The organism is Aporhodopirellula aestuarii (assembly GCF_023701485.1).
Classification (GTDB): domain Bacteria; phylum Planctomycetota; class Planctomycetia; order Pirellulales; family Pirellulaceae; genus Rhodopirellula; species Rhodopirellula aestuarii.
The window spans coordinates 135,328-154,719 of the sequence record NZ_JAMQBK010000024.1 but is presented as its reverse complement, the minus strand read 5'-3'; the positions used below and the strand labels follow the sequence as shown (position 1 = coordinate 154,719).

Genomic DNA, 19,392 nt, shown 5'->3' with positions numbered 1-19,392 from the left:
TGATTGTTGAATTGGGATTGAAGATTGGTACAGCCGGACTCGACCGCTATCGTCTCGATGGCTGTTTTGAGCTAGCCGACTGGTGATGTTTGCAGTTTTCGTCGTCACAGCATTTTCCAGCGGCAGCCAACTTCTCCGCCAAGACATCGAAACTGACGTTAGCGTTGAACGTGCCGACCATGACGCCCGGAGGTGCCATGAACGCGACAACGGGTGTCGGTTGGCCGGGCTTCACTCCGATCTTGGTCAAGAATTCAGCTTCGGCCGGATCGTTTGCCAACACGGTGACGACTTCGGTTCGGTTGCTATAAAGTTTGTCAGCCTGAAACTGTTGAACTCCGACGGGAACCGGGGCACCGGCGGTAGGCTGAGCACACAGCAACACGAGCTTGCGGTCTTGCAAAGCCTTGAGGATTTGTGTCTGTCCAGGCGAAACGATCGCGGCGGCAAGTTGCTGCTCGGTTACCCGGCGTGGGAAAACGCTGCACACCGCACCGTTGGGAGCAACCGTAGCGGTCGCGGGCATCGGCATCCGAGTAGCATCAAATTGCTTGACCAATGCTTGCTCGGAAACGTCACCGATTTGCACCGGCACAATCACTGCGTCTTGCCGACTGGACAAAGACGATCGCAACGTGCCGTGCATCTTTTGTGTCGCCGCGTCGTTGCCGCGATAGAACATCACGAACGCAAACTGGTTATTGGCCGACGCAGCTTGTATCGCTTGCTCGGCAGGGCTCGCCGCGCGAGCGGTTTGAGTCATCGCGAAGCAAGCAGTTACCAGCGTCATCGTCAGTGCGATTGCCGTTTGATTGAAAGTCCGTTTCATCGTAGTCATTCCTTTAGTAATTGGAGATTTGAGATTCGAGAGAGCGGATTGAAAAAAGACCAAAGCAGATTGGAGAGTGATGCTTTTCAATCTCCAATCTGCAATCATCCATCTTCAATCACTCGTGGTCGTGACCTTCGTGGTCATGGTCGTGCGCGATCGTTCCTCGGAACGATTTTCCGTTGATCGTCAGGACGAGTTTGGGATCGGCTCCTTCTTCATCCAGGTGTTCGCCGAGTTCGGCGTCGGTTGAAACAAAGCGTGACGATTTGCCTTGGGGATCGTTTGCATCAGGCGAAGCGGCCAGCTTGAATTGTTCTGGCTTGCCGTCATGTTTGACGTTGATCGTCACTTCGGTCGATTCGATCGGAACTTGTTCCGTCGCGGCGGCGTTGAGCACGTAGATGGTCACCGAGCCGGTGTCTTCGTCGTGAACGAGTTCGGCGTGGTATTCCTCGTTACCCAGTTCGATCAATCCGCCGTGGTGCGGTCCTTCTGTGGGATGAGCGTGACCAGCGTGATCGTCATGTGTATCAACGGTGGCGGGCGGGGCATTCGTTTCAACGGTGGTGCCGGATTCTTTGCAGCCGACGAAGCCGAAGGTTGCCGATGCTAGAACGAGCGTGAAGAGTTTGCTTGAAAGTTTCATTGGTTTTTCCGTTGGAGATTGTTGATGGAAGATTGGAGATTGAAATTTGGACTCTGTTTAGTGACTGTGTTTGACCTCGAAGCCGGTTTTCGCGAGCCACTGCTCCCAGGTCGTCGCGACTTCATGGGAACCCACTTCGATGTGTTTCCATTGCGGACAGCGGAAACTCAAGTCGGCGTGGCCGGAATGCTGTGAGCTTTTCAGCTCGCATCCAAGTCCCTTCAACATTGCGGTCAGCTCCGCGAGCTGTTCTTGATTTTCAATGTGTATCGTTTTCCAGTCGGTGATGCGGTAGTTGACCTCTTCGACTTGGCCTGCCGCGTGACTGTGTCCGGCGTGATCGTGTGCCGCATGGTCGTGACCTTCATGCCCGGCATGATCATTGCCACCGTGATCCGCCGCGTGACCGTGCAGGGTCTCGAATCCCGCCTTCTTTAGCCACGATTCCCACTGGTGAGCCAGTTGGTCGTTGGCGACTTCCATGCTCTTCCATTTTGGCGAGCGATATACCACATCGGTGTGTCCACCGTGGCTGTCGATCTTGGCTTCACAGCCTAGTTTTTGTACAGCAGCAAGGTGCTGCTGCGCCTTGGCGGAATCGTCGAAGTGCATCTCTTTCCACTGGGGCAAGCAGAATGCGATCGACTCTTCGGCACTGGCAAGACTGCCAACCGATGCGAGTGCGACGAAGCACAGCAGTTTTGAAATTCGTTTCAACATCGAACTTTCCTTTATGGGAAATGATCCGTTCGCTTCCTGTCTTAGGTCGCGGGTTCGGAAAGGGGCTGGGAGGTCTCGGTCGTCCGTGACGGAGAAGGGTTGTTTCGTTGGTGAGATTCCTCGTCTTCGGATTCTTCAAACAGAGGAATGTCGGTTCTGGATTCGTTGACAACTCGCTCAGCCGATTTCAGGCCGATCAACCAGAACAATGCCGGGTGAACGAAGAAGTCGAGCAGCGTCGAGCTGATTAGGCCGCCGAGGATCACTGTCGCGACTGGATACAGGATTTCCTTGCCGGGTTCGCCCGCCGCCATGACCAACGGGACCAAGCCGATGCCGGAAGTCAGTGCAGTCATCAACACGGGAGCGAGACGTTCGAGTCCCGCGCGAACGATCATTTCTTTCGTCCAGTCTTCGCCTTCGTGCTGCACGAGATGCAGGTAGTGGTTCAGCAACAGGATGCCGTTGCGCGACGCGATCCCGGCTAGCGAAATGAATCCAACCATGGCGGCGACCGTCAGCGTTTGGCCGGTGATGACCAACGCGGCCACCGAACCGATGAACGCCATCGGCAAGGCCATCATCACTTGCAGCGAAAGATTGACGCTGCGGAACATCGTGTAGAGCACCAAGAACACGCCGACGAGCGAGACGGCAAATAGAACGCCGATCACTCGCGAGGCCGACTGTTGGCTTTCAAACTGACCGCTGTATTGAACGAAGTAGCCCGGCGGCAGCGACTCGACGATGGGTTGGACCTTCTTTTGAACGTCTTGCACCACATCGACCACACCGCGATCGGACACATTGCATTGCAACACGATCCGCCGTCGAACGTCTTCGCGATTGATTGTGTTCGGGCCGCCTGATTCGTAGATATTGGCGACCGATTCCAGTGGCAGCTTGCCGCCGTCGGCAAGATCAATCGTCAAACGACGCAGTGTTTGCAGGTTCTCGCGGTAATCCTCATCCAGACGCAGCATCAAATCGAACGTGCGTTGGCCGATCAGGATTTCGGAAACGACTTGTCCGTTAAGCGCCGTTTCGATGAACTCATTGACTTCGACGGCACTGAGTCCGTAAAGCAACAGCTTGTCGCGGTCGAGTTCAATCCGAAGTTGTGGGATGATGACCTGCGGTTCGACCAGCACATCTTTCGTTCCCGGCACCGCCTTCATCGCCGCTTCCATCTCGCCCGCCTTACGTCTAAGTAGGTCGAGATCGTCACCGTAAATTTTGATGCCGATTTGCGCCTTCACTCCTGAAATCATGTGCGAGATCAAGTGAGCGATGGGTTGCTCGACCGCCGTGACGATGCCAGGAATATCCGCCATCGCTTCGCGAATCTCTTCGAGCTGTTCTTCGCGGGATCGCGGTGACTCGGGATCGAGTTCCAAAATAAACTCGCTCATGTTCACGCCCTCGGCGTGTTCATCCAGTTCGGCACGACCAGTACGTCGAATGAATCCTTCGATGTCTTCAATCTCTCGCAATCGCGTTTCGACGCGGCTGGAAATGTCGTTGGAAGTCGCCAGTGAAGTTCCCGGTGGCAAGACGACGTTGAGTTGTACGGCACCTTCATTGAACGGAGGCAGAAAATCGCGTTCCAGACTCATCAGAAACATCCCTGATAGAGCGACCAGAATCGCTGTAACCGCTAAGTTAAATCGCGGCACAGTCAGACTGAAGCGGATGACTTTGTCGCCGATCCACTTAATACCTCGCAGGACGAAACCGTCTTTTTCATGCCCCTTGAGCTTCTGTTTACCAAGCAACCAGTACGACAGCACGGGAGTTACGGTTAGGGAAACCAACAGCGACGACAGAATCGAAACGATGTACGCGACACCGAGTGGAGCGAACAGGCGTCCTTCCATGCCAGAGAGTGCGAACAGCGGTAGAAAGACAAGGATGACGATCATCGTTCCGAACACAATTGAGTTGCGAATCTCAATACTCGCACGGAATACCACCAACAGAGGATGCTTCGGGTTATCGCTCCCCCGGTTCTCTTTGAGTCGTCGATAGATGTTCTCGACATCCACGATCGCATCATCGACCAATTCGCCGATCGCAACAGCCAAACCGCCCAGCGTCATCGTGTTGATCGAGAGTCCGAAGATCGAGAACACGATCGCTGTCATTACCAACGACAACGGAATCGCCGTCAGCGTGATGAACGTCGTGCGAACGTTCATCAAGAACAAGAACAGAATGATGACGACCAGGATGCCGCCGTCACGCAACGCCTCAACGACGTTCTCAATCGCTCGGTCAATGAACGACTTTTGCGTGTAAAGCGGTTCGATGCGGAGATCACCAGGCAAGGAAGGCCGCAACTCATCAATCGCAGCCATCACGTCCTCGGTGACGCGCCGCGTGTCAGCGCCAGGTTGCTTGTTGATCGTGAGAATGACGGCAGGGCCACCTGAAAACTCACCTTCTTCGTTTCGTACCCAGGCCGAACTATCGCCTCGTTTGACCTGAGGGCCTTCGATGACGCGAGCGATCTGGCCCAGCGAGATCGGTCGGCCTTCCTTCATCGTGACGACGACCTTTTGCAGGTCTTCGATGCTCTGGACACGACCCAGACCACGAACGAGTAACTCGTTTGGCCCCTGTTCGTCCAAGTATCCGCCAGTCGCGTTCTGGTTGCTGTCTTGAACGGCTTTCTTGACTTCATGCAACGCAATTCCGAATCGCAACATCGCGTCAGGATCGACCAACACTTGAAACTGCTTGCGACCGCCACCCATTGTGAATACTTGCGACACACCAGGGATCGTCAGCAATCGTTGGCGTACGACCCAGTCGCCGAGCGTCCTTAATTCCAGCGGTTCCGTTGCACCATCGTTGCTCCACATCCCCAGCATCAAAATCTGGCCCATGATGGACGAGACTGGTGCTAGTGTCGGCTTGACTCCTTTGGGCATCCGTTCTTGGACGAGTTGCAACCGCTCGGCGACAATTTGGCGGTCGTTGTAGATGTCCGTGTTCCAATCGAACTCAACGTAGATGACCGAGATGCCGACGCCCGACGCACTGCGAACCGCCTGCACGCCGTTGGCTCCGTTGACCGCTGTTTCGATGGGGAAAGTCACGAGCGTTTCGACTTCCTCTGGCGCCAACCCCGGTGCCTCAGTCATGATGACCACGCGAGGCCGGTTGAGGTCGGGGAAGACGTCGATGGGAGCCTGCATCGCTTGCCAAGTCCCGAATCCCACCAGGAACAAGGCAACGGCGATGACGAGCAAGCGTTGTTTTAACGCGAATCGGATGATTGAATTAAGCATGGCTTGGCTCCTTAGTGGTTGTGGCCTGCGTGTGGATCAACTCCACCGCCAGACTTGTTTTTGAGAGCCATTTGCATTTGATGAGCACCACGCATGGCGATGACGTCACCGGGGAACAACGAACCGTCGTTGTCGATCACAGCGGAATACTGATCGCGGTACTTCACATGAACCGGCACGCGATCGAAGTGACTGCCGTTCTGCTGGAACACGAATGTCTCCGCTCCTTCGCTCGCCACCGCCTCGACGGGAACCACGATTTGCTCCGGCATTTCTTCGACCGGCACTCGCAACTGCATCCGCTGACCAGGGATGTATCGCCATTCGACATAGCGGTTGCCGTCGCTACGACGATCCTTCGCAACTTCGTTTGGAAGCCGAACGTAGAAGTTCAATGTGCGCGACGTTGCATCGACTTGGTTGGCCAGATACGCGATTTCCAAGCCTTCGATCACGCGGGATTCGGAACCTGGTTGTTCTATGATCGCATCGACCGTCCATCCGTTTTGGGAGGCACCTCGAAGCTGCCGAATATCTTGCTCGAATGCGAGACCTTCGATGAACAACTCGTCATAGTCGGTCAGGATGCAGAGCGTTTCGCCCGCGTTGACGGATTGCCCTTTGTGTACGGCCAATTCTTGCAGGATCAGCGGGCCAGTGTGCTGAGAGTCAGTGTGCTGAGGCTTGTTTTCTTGAACGAAGCTCGCCTGGACGACATGCTGGGTCAATCGCAACTCGGCTTCACCGTGACTGTCCACGCTTGGTGTGAAGATTTGCAACTCACGCAGCAGCCGTCGCTCGCGTTCGATCTGATTCACTTGATCGTCCGACAGTCCATGCAGGCGCAATGCTTCCCGCTGAGCGCCGAGATTCGCGTTCAGCTTGTCGCGGGAGTATTGCCGCTCCAACAGAACCTTGCCCGCGACCGCACCACTTCTGGTGACTTGCTCTAAACGAGCGATCTCGCGATTCTCGACGTCCAGTTCACCGAGCGTGCGAACGAAATCAGTTTGTGCGTTGACGAGGTCTTCGTGCGTCAAACGAATTTGAAACAGCAGGCTTCCCGGCTCGACCGCTTCGCCTTGTACCGCGTGAACATGTGTGACGACGCCGGTCATTGGCGTGGCAACTTGAACTCGCGAACGACCAGGGCGCTCGACGACGACGGCGGGAACAGTGATGGATCGGCGGAAGGTCTCCAGCTTGATCGGGCGGATCGTTTCGTCGGACAAGCCAATGTTACGGATCGCCTGCTTTGACAATTCGAGCGACGTCGCGTCGTCGTGGCCCGCATGCGCCGCATGATCGTGACCGGCATGAGGATCAGCCTCGCCAGTCGCCTCACCCTCGTGCGATTCGCCGCCGCCACCTCGGAACGAAACCGCGGTTCGATCAACCCACGCCTTGGTGGCCGGGAACCAATGCTGCCAGGAAATACCACCGACGATCAAAACGATCAGTGTGGCGACTAACCAAACCCACTTCATGGGGACTTTGGGCATATGGATTTTCATGGTAACGAAACCAACGGAACAACTGCCGGAGAAACCGATCCACGATTCGGATTCGTGTGGATCAGAGAAAGGTCAACGCGAAGAAGCGTCCGTGGCAGATGATCGGCGAATGCTAGACGTACAGATCAGCGCTAGCGGATTTCGCCAAGGGTGTCGGAGCTGATGCACGAGGATCGAAAGTCTTGACGACTTCCGCATCGGCATGGAGGCACGAACACTCTCATCCAATCACGGACGAGAGCGGACCATTACAGACGCCAGACTTGAGTCTGGAGGCGGAGGGGCGACTGCACGCAGTGCGGATCGGGGGGCGAACCGTACTCCGTCCGTAGTGCGAGCAATTCTTGCGACGACAACGACAAGCAATACGTCAGCAAGGGAGACCAATCGACGGTCAACATCTGCGAAAGGTCGGTGTCTCGTTGATCGGCAACGATATTGCAATCAGCTTCGTCGCAGGATTCGTGCGGTCCATGTGAACCCGAACAAGGCGATTGCGAACAAGGCTGTTCGGAATCAACTTCATTCGCGTCACCATCAGAGCACGGAGCCTGATGGCCATCGTGGGAATGCCCGTCGTGATCGTGGCCAGCTTCGTTAAGTCCAACCACGTGGGGAACGTCCACCATCACCTGGTCAACATCGTGACTGTGCGTGTGACCCGCGTGAGCGTGATGCACGCAACAACCCAGCAGTGCGTGAAGCACTACGGCGGTCATCGTCGAATAGGTGAGGAACTTGTGAAACATGGTCGCTTTGAAAAATGCCCGGACGAACGGCACAATAGGACGAATCGTCGCAGTATTACTATCGAATTTTGAGTGATGGGTCTACAGTGAAACTACGAAGAAAGGGCAACGCACAAGCCGTACCAATCGTGATCTAACGGCAAATCATTGGGAAAAGCCGCAAAATCAGTTCTCAACAAATCTTCAACTTGTCGTCAACCTGACCGCGACAGTGTCGCGTCTTGCGACAGTTTTCGGCTGCTGGCGGTAGCTACTGCTGGCTCAGCGTCAGGCCGCGAAGGCTATCGTCGCCGCTGTTATCTACGACCGCATCCAACGCTCCGGTCAGCACAAAACCATCGACTCGGGCGCGAGCCTGGGCGAGTTGCTGTTGAGAAACAATGAACTGCAAGTTCGTGTCAAAGTACGTGCGTCGTGCGATGAGGACTTGCACGAAGCTGGTCTCTCCCGCTTTGTAGGCGAGTTCCGCTAGCTTGAGACCTTCCTCGGCGTTTGGCAGAATGTCGCTCGTGTATTGCTCGACAGCGACTAGCGACGAATCGTAGGCTCGTGATGCGGCAGCCAAACGGGCCTTGATCGAGTTTTGAATCCGATCGAGTTCTCGTGATGCCCGAGCGTACTCGGCGCGGGCGGCGCAGATGTTTCCCTGGTTTTTATTGAAGACGGGAATCGGTGCGCCAATCTGCAGGTTGATCAAACCGTTTTCGGTGCTGTTGTCCACACCGGCGGCGAATTGTACGTCAAGGTTTGGAATCGGCTGCACTTCTTGGCGACTGATGTTTGCACGAGCTTGATTGATGCGAGCATGAGCCGCGCGCACTTCAGGACTCGACGCGATCATCGTAGACGCGACGCTGGGCCAATCAAGATTGATTTCCGCACTGGGCAATGTGCCCTGTAGCGGCACCGGTGTCATGTCGGGATTGCCCGCCAATGCCGAAAGTTCTCGCCATGTCGCGTCAAATTGTACTTGAGCTTGACGCAGTGCCAAACGAATCTCGTTCTGTTGCACTTTCGCTTGAACGACCTCCAGTTGCGATCCTTCCTGAGCCTCCTTGAGTTGCTCGGCAAGTTCGACTCCCGTGTCGGCAACCGACTGGAATTCTTGGATCAAGTTTACGCGTTGTTGAGCCGCCAACGCGTCGTAAAACGCCACACGAATATCAGTCGCGATACGATACTTTTGAGCTTCGAGTTGCATCAACTGGGCACGAAGAGCCTCGTTCAGCACGCTGCGATTGAGAGCCAGTTTGTCGGCGGTGATAATCGTCTGCGAAATGAAAACGGTGTGCTGGTCGGTACCTCGGTCGGCCAATTGTGTCGCCTGATAACCGACGGTCGGGTTTGCTCGCAGGCCAACCTGGGTTTTGAAACCAGCCGCCTTCTGAGTTGTTGCGACAAGCTCAGCGATCGTTGGATTATTGGCAAGCGCGATCGACTCAATCGCTTCGAGAGTGAGTCCGGCCGGTTGTTCGCTAAGGTAGTAATCGTTGCTCGTGGAGAATGGTTGCACAAAGTCGGCAACTGCCTGGTCTGGCGAATCCAACGCCATGATGTCCGCCAACGAACTCGCATCATCGTCCTCTCGCCTGGCTTTCGCGGCGGACTTTTCGCTGGACTTCTTCTCATCCGCGCCAACATCCACTTCGTCGTCAAACGCGACGGTCATTACCGGGGCATCCACGACGCCTTGGAATAAACTGGGCATTTCGTCCGCTGGGGTCGAGTTAATTTGCGCAGACGTTGGAGTCACTTTCGCAACGTGACTGCCAACACTTTGACAGCCTGTCGTGAAACTCGCCGCCGAGCTTGTGATAAGGATCATGTTCAAGACCGCACGCAATCGCCGGCGTCGCGATTGACGAGAACGATTGCTGGTCGGTTGGGATGCGATCACCGCATTTTCCTCCGTGAAAAAATAGACCAGCCGGTGTTTTCCATCGGTTTCGTACAAGCGAAACATCGAATCGAATCGAAATATTCGCTCTCATCCCGCCTAATCCAAGTCCGGTGGTAACGGTTGTGCGGAAGAAGCCCGCGGAAGATGCTGAAACTCAGCCATCAGGCGTCGGATTCCATTCCGACGGAGGCAATTGGTTGCTGACGCTTCTCGGCCAGTCTTAGTGGTGACCACCGTGAACGTGGGTTGTCGTATGAGGAACCGCGTCGACGTGAGTCGTGGTGTGGGGAACGGCATGCAAATGATTGCCATGCCGTTGGTAGTCGATATGCGTGGTCGTGTGGGGAACGTAATCGGTGTGCGTTTGCGTGTGCAAATGCGGTTGGTGAGTCGATGGCAAACCACCGTGCTGGTAGGACGGACGGTACGACTGGTACGGCTGAACGTATCCGCTTTGTTGAACGCCGTTTTGATAGATCACTCGCCCCTGTTGCGGGTAGGTCTGTTGCGGATAGGTCTGACCCTGAATGTACTGTCCCTGCACCACCTGCCCCTGAATCACAGGACGAGCCGAGCGATAGGGTTGCTGATATTGCTGTGTGTACACCTGCTGATTGCCGTAAGGCGAGACTTGATCGAAATGCGTCGTCGTGTGTGGAACGCTATCAACGTGAGTTGTTGTGTGAGGCACGGCATCGACATGATTGCCATGCTGGACGTAATCAGTGTGTGTCGTCGTGTGCGGCACATTGTCGAAGTGCGTGGTGGTGTGTGGCACGCTCCACTGGGCTTGAGCGGTAGTCGCCAACGCCATGACGGCAACGGCTGTTGAGAGAAGAATCTTCATCGAACCAAACTCCTTACGGGGGGGATTTTTGCGGGGCAATCACAATCCGTCGGATCATTCAAATCACCCACAAAGTTAATCTTACCCAGCCACGCGAGGGGTGACAACTAACCGCATCTTCCGACTGATTCTCTTTTTGTCATCTAAACGAAGCACTCAGTCATCATGGGGACGACACAGGCGTTCGCGGAACCTTCGTAAATCGTTGGTTTTCTGGTTTGGCACACTAACTGCGTTGGTTGGAGTTCAACGGCACTTGCCGTAAACCTCCCCCCGAAATGTCAGGATGAATCAGTATGAAACGCTTTCTCGCCATCGCCGCTCTCACGGCAGGACTGTTTGCCTTCGCCGGAACCACCGACACCACGGCGGCAGATTACTTTCACGGCGGACACCATGGATTCGGCGGCGGGCATCATGCTAGCTATCACCACGGCGGTTTCAGTCACCCGCCCATTCAAACGTACCCCAGTTACGGATACCAATCGAACTACGGCGGTTATGGATACGGCCAAACCTATCAACCACGATACCAGCAACAGTATGCACCGGCGTATCGTGCTCCGTCGAGCCGACAGCACGGCGGGTTGCACATCGACATTGGACGCTTCCATGTTCTAGGTGTCGGCGGACACCACCACTAAGCGGCTACCACCGAGTAACCAACGAATTTTGTATGACCGCGTGAGATTCGTCTCACGCGGTTCGTGTGAAGAAGCACTCATAGACGCGGCCCGCAGGGTAAGCGGCTGAACGATTTCGATGAAACATTTACAAAGAGTTTGAAAAACATGCCGACGCAATTCATTGCCACAGCTGCCGCTGCGTTTCTTTTCATAGTCAATTTCGCCGAGCCTGTCGCTGCTCAATATCACCACGATCACGGGTTCCACCATCGCGGCGTTTACGGGCGCGCTCACGACTACCATCACGGCTTTGATTACCACTCAGGTCACTATCAGGATTACGGCGATCATGCTCACTACCAAGACAACTACTACTTGGGACATGGCGGGCTTGATGCGTACTGCCCAGCGACTAGCGTCTGTCCATTGCAGTATCAACCGCAAGCCGCAATTGGAACGCCCTATCTAGAAGACAGAACTTATCAGAACATTCCTTTCAACAACGCACCGGCATACGACGAACGGAATCCTATTCAGCCTCACAATCACGCGGGTCACGATCATTCGGGCCATGTTCACGATCACGACGGACATTCGCACGCGGCACCGTTACGTTCGCCCGATGCTGGATACATCGCTCCACCATCGCTTTCCCCCAGCGATCGTCGCCAACCATCGCCACCGCCGAGTTTCGATTCGCGCTCGCGTCAAGGTCAACCATCTCAGCAGTCGGCCCCCATCCAAGACTCAGACTCCTCCATAAAAATGGACGGCCCTCCACCAGCTCTTTAACACGAAAACGCATATCGACTACCGACGACACGGCAATCTGTGAATTGCGACTGCCTTGGAAACGACAAGGACCTGCGAGCTTTTGGCTCGCAGGTCCTTTTTACTTTCCAAACATTAAGAATCGTTGAAATTGGCGTCGGTTACGCTTTGCCGCTGGCGTTGCTTCCTCGAGGTCGAAGTCAACCGCATCGACATCCAGTCGAGCGAGCACATCGTTGTAATAATCCATTAGTCGAGCCTCAGTTATCATCTTGCGGCTTCGATTTGAGATCGGCGTCAAGAATTCGACCTTGGGATATTCGTCTGTGTTCGGGATCGCACCGGGCTGGCGCGGCCAATCTCCTTGGTGCAGATTTGCAAGCTGGTCTGATTTCTGATCGTTAGGTCAGGCGTGCCCAGCCATCGCGTGCTCGCAACTCGACGTCATTGAGCTGGATCGAATGGGCTGTTGCTGGGGTCATCGAACGTAATCAGCGTATTCAATTGGACTCGTTTTGTCGTCAATATGATTCGCCTGTCGAACGGCTTGCGTCACGAATCAGCGTGAAAGACGGGGGAAAACGCAATTTTGCATGTTTGGCACAAACGCTGCGTTGTTTCACAGGAAGTTTCCCACCTTCCGTTTCTCTGAAACAACCCCAACAAGAAAGGCCTCAGTCATGTTGACCACGAAAAAGCTCCTTCCCGTTATCGCACTTGCTGCCGCAGTCACCTTCGCCCTTGGGGGTGAAGCAAAAGCTCAGCATGGTCATGGCTGGGGACGCGGTCACCACGGTCACGTCTATCAACCTGTGACTCAATCGCATTGGGGCCATGGACACCATCAGTCGCACTATCCGAGCTTCGGCTGGCGTCAACCAACATTCCACAACACGACGCACCTCGACTACCACGCACCGCAAATCCGTCGGCACGGGAATCACTTCCACGTACAGCCCGGTCATTACGACGTCCACAACACAGGCCACTGGCACCGCTAAGGAACATGAATTTTGTGGTCAACATGCCCCAAGTTCGTTCCAGAAAACTTTTTGGAATTGGTTAAGGGATTTGGCCTGAGTTCACGCAAGTCCTTCTGTACCCAGCTCACTTCGAGCAAAAAAACATCTCACTCAACAAAGGTTTCGTCATGTCAATCGTCAAAAAACTCCTTCCCGTTGTCGCTCTTGCTGCCGTGTTCACCTTCGCCCTCGGCGGCGAAGCAAAAGCCCAGCACGGTCATGGATGGGGACATGGTCACCAAGGTCACGTCTATCAACCTGTGACTCAATCGCATTGGGGCCATGGACACCATCAGTCGCACTATCCGAGCTTCGGCTGGCGTCAACCGACGTATCACAACACGACGCATCTCGACTACCACGCCCCCCAAATCCGTCGGCACGGGAATCACCTCCACGTGCAACCAGGGCACTACGACGTGCATCGCAGCGGCCACTGGCACCACTAAGCCTGAGGTGAACATTTGACCCGGCCGACATTTGTCGGTCGGGTTGGTCTTGCAATCGTTGCGAACCGCACTGCCACTTCAATGCAAAAAACGATGACTAAAGTCGACCTTTCAGTGCGTGATCGAGCACTCGCGTTGGTCCTGACAGCTTACACTCAACAATAGTCCAATCCTGTTGCTACTGACGTTTCGATGACATCGGAAGCACCCAATATCCTCGGAGGTTCCCGATGCGTCATCGCCTACTAACCGCTGTTTTCCCCGCCGTATGCCTTTGTGTAGTAGCAAGCACGGCTTCGGCACAGTTTAGAATCCAAATTGGAAACGGTCACAACTCACATGGCCACGGTGGAATCGTTCAGCCACACATTGATCATCACGACCACGTGATCCGGGATTCTCATGGTCACGTTCGAGGGATTCAACACCACGATGTGATTCACGGAGGTACCCATGGCGTTGTCCCTTCCATCGGTGGTACACATATTGATCACCACGACCACATCGTCCGCGACCGCCACGGACATGTGATCGGGACGCAGCACCACGACGTGGTACACAACGACTGGTCGCACATTGTCCCCAACACCATTCATGGTTATGCAACCGGACAGTACTACGTGCGCGGAGGTCAGTATTACTACTCGCCGCAGGTTTCAAGCCAGCACGTTACCGCGAGACCAGTGATGTTGCCGTTCGGCGGATTCACCCAGTACAGCGATCTTTCCGGTCGATTGGAAACGCTCGTCAATGAGATTCTGCTCGACCTGCATTGCAACTACTCGCACAATCGTGGTTTCGCGGAAACCTACCGTGAAGCCTATCAACTACTAGGCGTGGCAAAGTTCATTCACGCCGCAGAGCACAACAACGATCGCGAAGCCATGCGTTCCAAACTTCTGGGAACGGACCAGCTGTTTCATCACATCCAGGACGATGTGCGAGGTTGGACACGAATTCATCACCGCCAAATTGGTTCGCTCGGAATCGTGTCAAAGATGGACTTGGCCGAAGCAACGTTGCATCACTTGATGAACGATGTTGGCGTGTCAGAGTCAGCTCAGGCTCCACAACCAGGGGCTGCGCCAGCACCGCTTGTGGAGCAAGCGCCCCCGCCGCCTGCTGCACAACAAGGCTACGCACCGCAACAGGGAGCGCGTCAGGGTTACGCGCCACAAAGAGCGCCTGCTCAAAACTACTCGCCTCAAGGAAGCCCAGCAGCAACGGCAGCACCGTTAGGCAATTCTCCTCCGCCACCGACGGTCCAATAGTTTTCGTATTGTCCTTGATACAGCCTCGCCAAGAATCTTCCCCCCGTCTCTGAGGACAACCGCTGCAGTGATCATTCCGATTCAACTGCGCAGAAGCCGCAATCCATTGGCGATCACCAGCAGGGAGGCTCCCATGTCAGCGGCGATTGCGGCCCACAGCGATGCCACTCCCGCCAAGGTCAGCACGACGAACAAAGCTTTGATTGCCAAAGAGAACCAGATATTCTGGCGAATGACGGACAGCGTTCGTCGCGAGTGTTCGATCAGCCAAGGCAGCTTCGACAGGTCGTCGGACATGAGGGCAATGTCGGCTGTTTCAATCGCGGCGTCGCTTCCCGCCGCTCCCATCGCGAGTCCTAATGAAGCCCGGGCTAGTGCGGGTGCGTCATTCACGCCATCGCCGATCATCGCAACATGCTTGTATCGCGAAACGAGTTCTTCGACCTCCGCGACTTTGTCTTCAGGTAACAACTCCGCATGGACTTCGTCGATACCGGACTCTTTGCCGATCGCTTTGGCGGTGCCCTCGTTGTCGCCGGTCAGCATGACGATCCGCTTGATGCCGACTTGGTGCAACGTCTTGATTGCCTCGCGGGTCTCGTCTCGGATGGCGTCGGCTAGCGTGATGAAACCACAGACGTGCTCGTCATTGCCGATCACAACCACGGTTCGTCCGGCCTCCTGCATCGCTTCGAGCTGCTGACGAACTTCCAGGGTTTCCTGTCCGCGTTGTTCAAGATAACGATGCGAACCGAGCCAATAGGTTTTTCCGTCAATGACTCCGGTTGCCCCTTTACCTTGAATCGTCTCGAACGATTCGGCTGGCGGCATGGTCATGCCACGTTTCTTGGTCTCATCAACAATGGCTCGTGCGAGCGGATGGTTGCTATTGAGTTCCAATGCTCCGGCACGCGTCAGCAATTCTTCTTCGTCGTGGCCGTTCATCGGAACGACGTCGATGACTTCGGGAGCACCCTTTGTTAGCGTCCCGGTCTTATCCATCGCGATCGCGACCAGCTTACCAGGTAGCTCGATGAACACGCCCCCTTTAACCAACACGCCATTGCGTGCAGCGGCGGCCAGCGATGCGACGACCGACACCGGTGTTGAGATCACCAATGCACATGGGCAGGCGATGACCAGCAACACCAGCGACCGATAGATCCAAACCGACCATGGTTGTCCGAGCAGCAAAGTCGGAATCAACAGCATCAACAACGCGACCGCCATCACCACCGGTGTGTACGCCGCAGCAAACTTCTCGACCCACTTTTCTGACGGTGCCCGCTTCGATCCGGCATCGCCAACCATTTGAATGATGCGGGCCAGCGTCGTGTCCTCCGCCGCCTTGGTGCTTCGCATTTCCAGCAAGCCATCGCCGTTGATCGTTCCAGCGAACACTTCACTACCGACCAGCTTTTCGACCGGCACGCTCTCGCCGGTGATCGGGGCCTGGTTAACATCGCTGTTGCCGACGATGACTTCGCCATCGAGCGGTATCTTTTCGCCCGGCCGAATCACGAGCTTCGATCCAACCGGCACTTCGGCTGGCACCACGTCGCGGACTTCGCCGGAGTCGTCTCGTAAGTGAGCGACCGGAGGCGTCAGGTCCATCAATGAAGCGATTGCCCGTCTCGCCCGGCCGATACTCCATGATTCCAACAGCAACGACAGCGAGAATAAGAATGCGACCGCCGCTCCCTCAAACCACTCGCCGATCGTGATCGCTCCGATCACCGCGACCGACATCAGCAAATTCATGTCAGGCCGCAAGGTGACCAGTGCTCGCCAAGCTTTCGGTAGCACCAAATACATCCCGGCCAGAATTCCGATCAGGTAGCAAACGATCGCGGGCGTTGCGACGGCCTCATCGAAGCCGCCCGAGAGCAAATGAATCACCAGCCCGATCCCGCCGAAAGCACCGCTGATCGCGGTCATGATCGCGCGTTGATGGCTTGCCCAGAACGATCGTCTGTCAGATGACTGTTGAGAGTTCTCCCATGTCTCGGCCTTCAACCCCGTCCGCTCGATCGCGGCCAGCACATCCGCGGCGGTAACATCGACGCCATCAAGATCAACGGTCAGTCGCCCATTAAGCAAGTCGAAACCCAAACGCTCATCACCACCGAGCAGCGGCACTAATTCACGTTTGATCAGCGCAACTTCCTCGGCACAATCCATGCCGAGGATTTTCAGTTCCATCTTGTTTTCATCGCTCATCGTTGTCATCCTCGTCGATTTGAACTTGCCATGCGTCGCGTCCAGACTCGTAGGCTTCCCAAGCCACATAGGGAACGATCAACAGTGCAGCCACCGGATCGGCCCACCACCAACCTTGCCACTGCACCAGACCGATGCCGATCAGCACGACAACGGTTTGGTACTCGCAGATCATCGTGTCAATGGCATCGTATTTCAGAGTCGCCGAATCGGTCTTCTTGCCATAGCGATACTTGCCCCATGCCAGCATCGGGTTGACGACCAGCGACACCAGCAAGATGCCAATGCCCCACCACGACATCGACGCGGTTTCTTGGCTGATGAACTTGCTGATCGCCTCGTAACAGATGAATAAGACAGCAATCGTGAAGGCACCCGAGAGAACCCCTAACGCGATCTTCTTTCTCTTCCGCTTGTCTCGCTCGTTGATACCTTTGGCTTCGCCGTTCAACTGCCAGATCATGAACGCGGCGGAGTTCGCTTCGACGATGCTATCGACGCCCCAACTGATCAGCGCCGAACTGCCCGTCATGAATCCGGCCGTTAGCGAAATGGTCACTTCGGTGATGTTGTAGATCAGGCTGGCAATTTCGACATTGCGACCCCGGCGTATCAATTTTGCTCGTTCCTCGCTCATCGCACTTCTCTTAGTAGTTGAATGTTCGTCATGGCAAAGTGGTCAGCGGGAATGGCGGGAAGTCGATCCATTGCAATTTGCAAATCCTGTTCCGGGATCTCGTAGCTGCATCCGTTGACGAGCACGTCGGTGGCCGCCTTCATCTGCTCGATCGCGATCCATTCGCCGGGGCAGCGGTGGTTATGGTAGTGATCGCCGCCGCCTTGAGGAATCAAGGTGAATGGATTCCCGTCCCAATCGTGAAAACGAGATGGCCTGAACGTTTCCGGCTGGTCCCAAAGACGTGGATCGTGGTTGGTACCGTATAAATCCAGCAGCACCTTGCGGCCGCTCGGAAAGTGGTAACCCTGCCACTCGAATGATTCTTTCACCTTTGCTCCGGCAAACGGAAAGAATGGATAGTAACGCCGGACCTCCTGCACAAAGCAATGCAAATCATCCTGGGAGTCATCGCGAAGTTGTTCGCGAATCACGGGATGTTCGTGCAGGGCGTGAGCACACTGAACGATGTAAGCCGACACGGCGACCGTTGGACGCAGGATATTGTTTAGCTCGACCGCCGCGACTTGAACGTCCAACAAATATCCATCGAGATCACGATGATTAGCGACGATGAACGCGGCGGTGTCTTCGGGAGGTTGATAGTTTCCAGCACGAATTTGTTTGACAATTCCTCGCAACCAAGCTTCGTTGCGTTTGCGTGCGATCCTTGCCCACCAATGCTTTGGACCGATGCTGCCCGCATAGTCGAAAAGGGCTGCCAGCTCACTGGTCCTTCGATCCACATCGGCCGGATCAAGCGGCACGCCCGCCCACTGACAAACCGCTTCGGTTAGAACCTCTTGAGCCTGTCGGTAAAGCACGACCTGATCCATGCGTGACCATTGCAGAATTCGACGGTTCCAAATGTCACGAGCAAGCCTCGTCAGTCCGCCAATTTTGTCTTCGGTCAGCAACGACATGAACATCATCTTGCGATGACGATGGGCCTTGCCGTCCATGCCCTGTACCCCGCCGCGTCCGAACAAAGTCTTGGCGATTCGCGACGGAGCGACACTGACGCGGGAGAAACGCGAGGTGTCGTAAAACGCCTTAGCGGCTTCCTCGCCTCGCAAGCAGATTACCTTTTGCAAAAGCAAACGAGTCTCGAACGCATCCGAGCCGTGTCGTTCACAATGCTTGGAGATAAAACGATAGGGATCGCGGGCAAGAGCAAACGTGTCGTCGAAAAAAGTATTGTTGGGGATTTGGGTCATGTTTCGTCCTCGATGTGTCAATAGGCTTCACTTGTGTTCGTTCGTTCACTTGCTTGCAGTTGAAATCACTTTTCCGTCGCTGCCGATTCCGCCGAATCGCTTTGCTTGGCCTCTTTTGCGTTGGACAAAATCTCAAAACCACCCTTGACTACAATTCCGGCGACAATCCCTCCGATCACCAAATCGGGAACTTGTGACTGAAAGAAAATGACGGCAATACCGGATAGCACGATGCCAAGGTTGGCGATCATGTCATTAGTTGTGAAAATCCATGAGGCATTGAGATGAACCCCCTCATCTCGATATGAGCGAAGCAGTCGTAGGCACACTAGGTTGGTCGCAGCGTTGATGATTGCTACGACGATCATTGCCCAGCCGACAGGTTCAGAGCCGGAAACGAAGCGGCGTATCACGTCGACCACTAAGCCGATGGCCATGGCAACCAGTAGAACGCCCGATAGTTTGGCGACTCGTGATTTTGCAGTCGCTGAACGGCCTACCGCGTACAGACTAGCGAAATAGACAAACGAGTCGCCGAGGTTATCCAGCCCCGCGCCTAACAATCCTGTTGACTGAGCGATGAAGCCGACGACCCCCGCCAGTAATGCCTGAGAGAAATTAATGAGCAGCACCCAAATG

18 protein-coding genes are annotated in these 19,392 nt (G+C 55.2%); 5 read left to right on the top strand and 13 right to left on the bottom strand.

Annotated features, from left to right (window positions below; genetic code table 11):
- Positions 1-46: 46 nt before the first annotated feature.
- The 8 genes from NB063_RS09020 to NB063_RS08985 all read right to left on the bottom strand — a co-directional run bounded on the left by NB063_RS09020 (position 47) and on the right by NB063_RS08985 (position 10,501).
- Positions 47-829, bottom strand: a complete 783-nt coding sequence (locus NB063_RS09020; RefSeq protein WP_250928410.1) for a hypothetical protein — start codon at positions 827-829, stop codon at positions 47-49.
- Positions 830-947: 118 nt separating this feature from the next.
- Entirely contained in the window at positions 948-1,478 is a 531-nt protein-coding gene (locus NB063_RS09015) for a hypothetical protein (RefSeq protein ID WP_250928409.1), read from the bottom strand.
- Between the two features lie 57 nt (positions 1,479-1,535).
- Positions 1,536-2,198 carry a hypothetical protein gene (locus tag NB063_RS09010; RefSeq protein WP_250928408.1) on the bottom strand — a complete coding sequence of 221 codons (663 nt, stop codon included), beginning with the start codon at positions 2,196-2,198 and terminating at the stop codon, positions 1,536-1,538.
- A gap of 41 nt (positions 2,199-2,239) precedes the next feature.
- Entirely contained in the window at positions 2,240-5,491 is a 3,252-nt protein-coding gene (locus NB063_RS09005; protein ID WP_250928407.1) for an efflux RND transporter permease subunit, read from the bottom strand.
- Between the two features lie 11 nt (positions 5,492-5,502).
- Positions 5,503-7,005 carry an efflux RND transporter periplasmic adaptor subunit gene (locus NB063_RS09000; protein WP_250928406.1) on the bottom strand — a complete coding sequence of 501 codons (1,503 nt, stop codon included), beginning with the start codon at positions 7,003-7,005 and terminating at the stop codon, positions 5,503-5,505.
- A gap of 248 nt (positions 7,006-7,253) precedes the next feature.
- A complete protein-coding gene (locus NB063_RS08995; RefSeq protein ID WP_250928405.1) occupies positions 7,254-7,754 on the bottom strand; it encodes a hypothetical protein in 501 nt (166 codons plus the stop codon).
- 250 nt (positions 7,755-8,004) lie between these two features.
- Positions 8,005-9,651, bottom strand: a complete 1,647-nt coding sequence (locus NB063_RS08990; protein WP_407652585.1) for a TolC family protein — start codon at positions 9,649-9,651, stop codon at positions 8,005-8,007.
- 223 nt (positions 9,652-9,874) lie between these two features.
- Positions 9,875-10,501 carry a hypothetical protein gene (locus tag NB063_RS08985; RefSeq protein WP_250928403.1) on the bottom strand — a complete coding sequence of 209 codons (627 nt, stop codon included), beginning with the start codon at positions 10,499-10,501 and terminating at the stop codon, positions 9,875-9,877.
- A 296-nt stretch (positions 10,502-10,797) separates the two neighbouring features.
- Here NB063_RS08985 and NB063_RS08980 point away from each other — a divergent pair, with 296 nt between their 5' ends.
- Together NB063_RS08980 and NB063_RS08975 are read left to right on the top strand one after the other, a co-directional pair.
- Complete coding sequence (locus tag NB063_RS08980; RefSeq protein ID WP_250928402.1) at positions 10,798-11,145, top strand: hypothetical protein; 348 nt, start codon at positions 10,798-10,800, stop codon at positions 11,143-11,145.
- Between the two features lie 147 nt (positions 11,146-11,292).
- Entirely contained in the window at positions 11,293-11,919 is a 627-nt protein-coding gene (locus NB063_RS08975; RefSeq protein ID WP_250928401.1) for a hypothetical protein, read from the top strand.
- 100 nt (positions 11,920-12,019) lie between these two features.
- Here NB063_RS08975 and NB063_RS32235 read toward each other — a convergent pair whose 3' ends face one another.
- Positions 12,020-12,148, bottom strand: a complete 129-nt coding sequence (locus NB063_RS32235; protein WP_261367275.1) for a hypothetical protein — start codon at positions 12,146-12,148, stop codon at positions 12,020-12,022.
- Between the two features lie 430 nt (positions 12,149-12,578).
- On the opposite strand from NB063_RS32235, the gene NB063_RS08970 reads away from it, so the two are divergent.
- From NB063_RS08970 to NB063_RS08960, 3 genes are all read left to right on the top strand, one after another.
- On the top strand, positions 12,579-12,899 hold the full coding sequence (locus NB063_RS08970; protein WP_250928400.1) for a hypothetical protein: 321 nt from the start codon (positions 12,579-12,581) through the stop codon (positions 12,897-12,899).
- Between the two features lie 149 nt (positions 12,900-13,048).
- On the top strand, positions 13,049-13,369 hold the full coding sequence (locus NB063_RS08965) for a hypothetical protein (protein WP_250928399.1): 321 nt from the start codon (positions 13,049-13,051) through the stop codon (positions 13,367-13,369).
- A 386-nt stretch (positions 13,370-13,755) separates the two neighbouring features.
- Positions 13,756-14,640: a hypothetical protein gene (locus NB063_RS08960; RefSeq protein WP_250928398.1), complete on the top strand. Its 885-nt coding sequence runs from the start codon at positions 13,756-13,758 to the stop codon at positions 14,638-14,640.
- Between the two features lie 81 nt (positions 14,641-14,721).
- Here the strand turns inward: NB063_RS08960 and NB063_RS08955 are convergent, their stop codons facing one another.
- From NB063_RS08955 to NB063_RS08940, 4 genes are all read right to left on the bottom strand, one after another.
- Complete coding sequence (locus tag NB063_RS08955; protein WP_250928397.1) at positions 14,722-16,869, bottom strand: heavy metal translocating P-type ATPase; 2,148 nt, start codon at positions 16,867-16,869, stop codon at positions 14,722-14,724.
- Positions 16,850-17,497, bottom strand: a complete 648-nt coding sequence (locus tag NB063_RS08950; RefSeq protein ID WP_250928396.1) for a cation diffusion facilitator family transporter — start codon at positions 17,495-17,497, stop codon at positions 16,850-16,852. The genes NB063_RS08955 and NB063_RS08950 overlap by 20 nt, the downstream gene beginning before the upstream one ends.
- Entirely contained in the window at positions 17,494-18,753 is a 1,260-nt protein-coding gene (locus NB063_RS08945) for a cytochrome P450 (RefSeq protein ID WP_250928395.1), read from the bottom strand. The genes NB063_RS08950 and NB063_RS08945 overlap by 4 nt, the downstream gene beginning before the upstream one ends.
- A 65-nt stretch (positions 18,754-18,818) precedes the next feature.
- Complete coding sequence (locus tag NB063_RS08940) at positions 18,819-19,385, bottom strand: cation transporter (RefSeq protein ID WP_250928394.1); 567 nt, start codon at positions 19,383-19,385, stop codon at positions 18,819-18,821.
- Positions 19,386-19,392 lie beyond the last annotated feature (7 nt).

Bases quoted from the DNA above. Each gene is read 5' to 3' on its own strand.
- NB063_RS09020 (WP_250928410.1), bottom strand. From the start codon at position 829: ATGAAACGGACTTTCAATCAAACGGCAATCGCACTGACGATGACGCTG.
- NB063_RS09015 (WP_250928409.1), bottom strand. From the start codon at position 1,478: ATGAAACTTTCAAGCAAACTCTTCACGCTCGTTCTAGCATCGGCAACC.
- NB063_RS09010 (WP_250928408.1), bottom strand. From the start codon at position 2,198: ATGTTGAAACGAATTTCAAAACTGCTGTGCTTCGTCGCACTCGCATCG.
- NB063_RS09005 (WP_250928407.1), bottom strand. From the start codon at position 5,491: ATGCTTAATTCAATCATCCGATTCGCGTTAAAACAACGCTTGCTCGTC.
- NB063_RS09000 (WP_250928406.1), bottom strand. From the start codon at position 7,005: ATGAAAATCCATATGCCCAAAGTCCCCATGAAGTGGGTTTGGTTAGTC.
- NB063_RS08995 (WP_250928405.1), bottom strand. From the start codon at position 7,754: ATGTTTCACAAGTTCCTCACCTATTCGACGATGACCGCCGTAGTGCTT.
- NB063_RS08985 (WP_250928403.1), bottom strand. From the start codon at position 10,501: ATGAAGATTCTTCTCTCAACAGCCGTTGCCGTCATGGCGTTGGCGACT.
- NB063_RS08980 (WP_250928402.1), top strand. From the start codon at position 10,798: ATGAAACGCTTTCTCGCCATCGCCGCTCTCACGGCAGGACTGTTTGCC.
- NB063_RS08975 (WP_250928401.1), top strand. From the start codon at position 11,293: ATGCCGACGCAATTCATTGCCACAGCTGCCGCTGCGTTTCTTTTCATA.
- NB063_RS32235 (WP_261367275.1), bottom strand. From the start codon at position 12,148: ATGGATTATTACAACGATGTGCTCGCTCGACTGGATGTCGATGCGGTT.
- NB063_RS08970 (WP_250928400.1), top strand. From the start codon at position 12,579: ATGTTGACCACGAAAAAGCTCCTTCCCGTTATCGCACTTGCTGCCGCA.
- NB063_RS08965 (WP_250928399.1), top strand. From the start codon at position 13,049: ATGTCAATCGTCAAAAAACTCCTTCCCGTTGTCGCTCTTGCTGCCGTG.
- NB063_RS08955 (WP_250928397.1), bottom strand. From the start codon at position 16,869: ATGACAACGATGAGCGATGAAAACAAGATGGAACTGAAAATCCTCGGC.
- NB063_RS08950 (WP_250928396.1), bottom strand. From the start codon at position 17,497: ATGAGCGAGGAACGAGCAAAATTGATACGCCGGGGTCGCAATGTCGAA.
- NB063_RS08945 (WP_250928395.1), bottom strand. From the start codon at position 18,753: ATGACCCAAATCCCCAACAATACTTTTTTCGACGACACGTTTGCTCTT.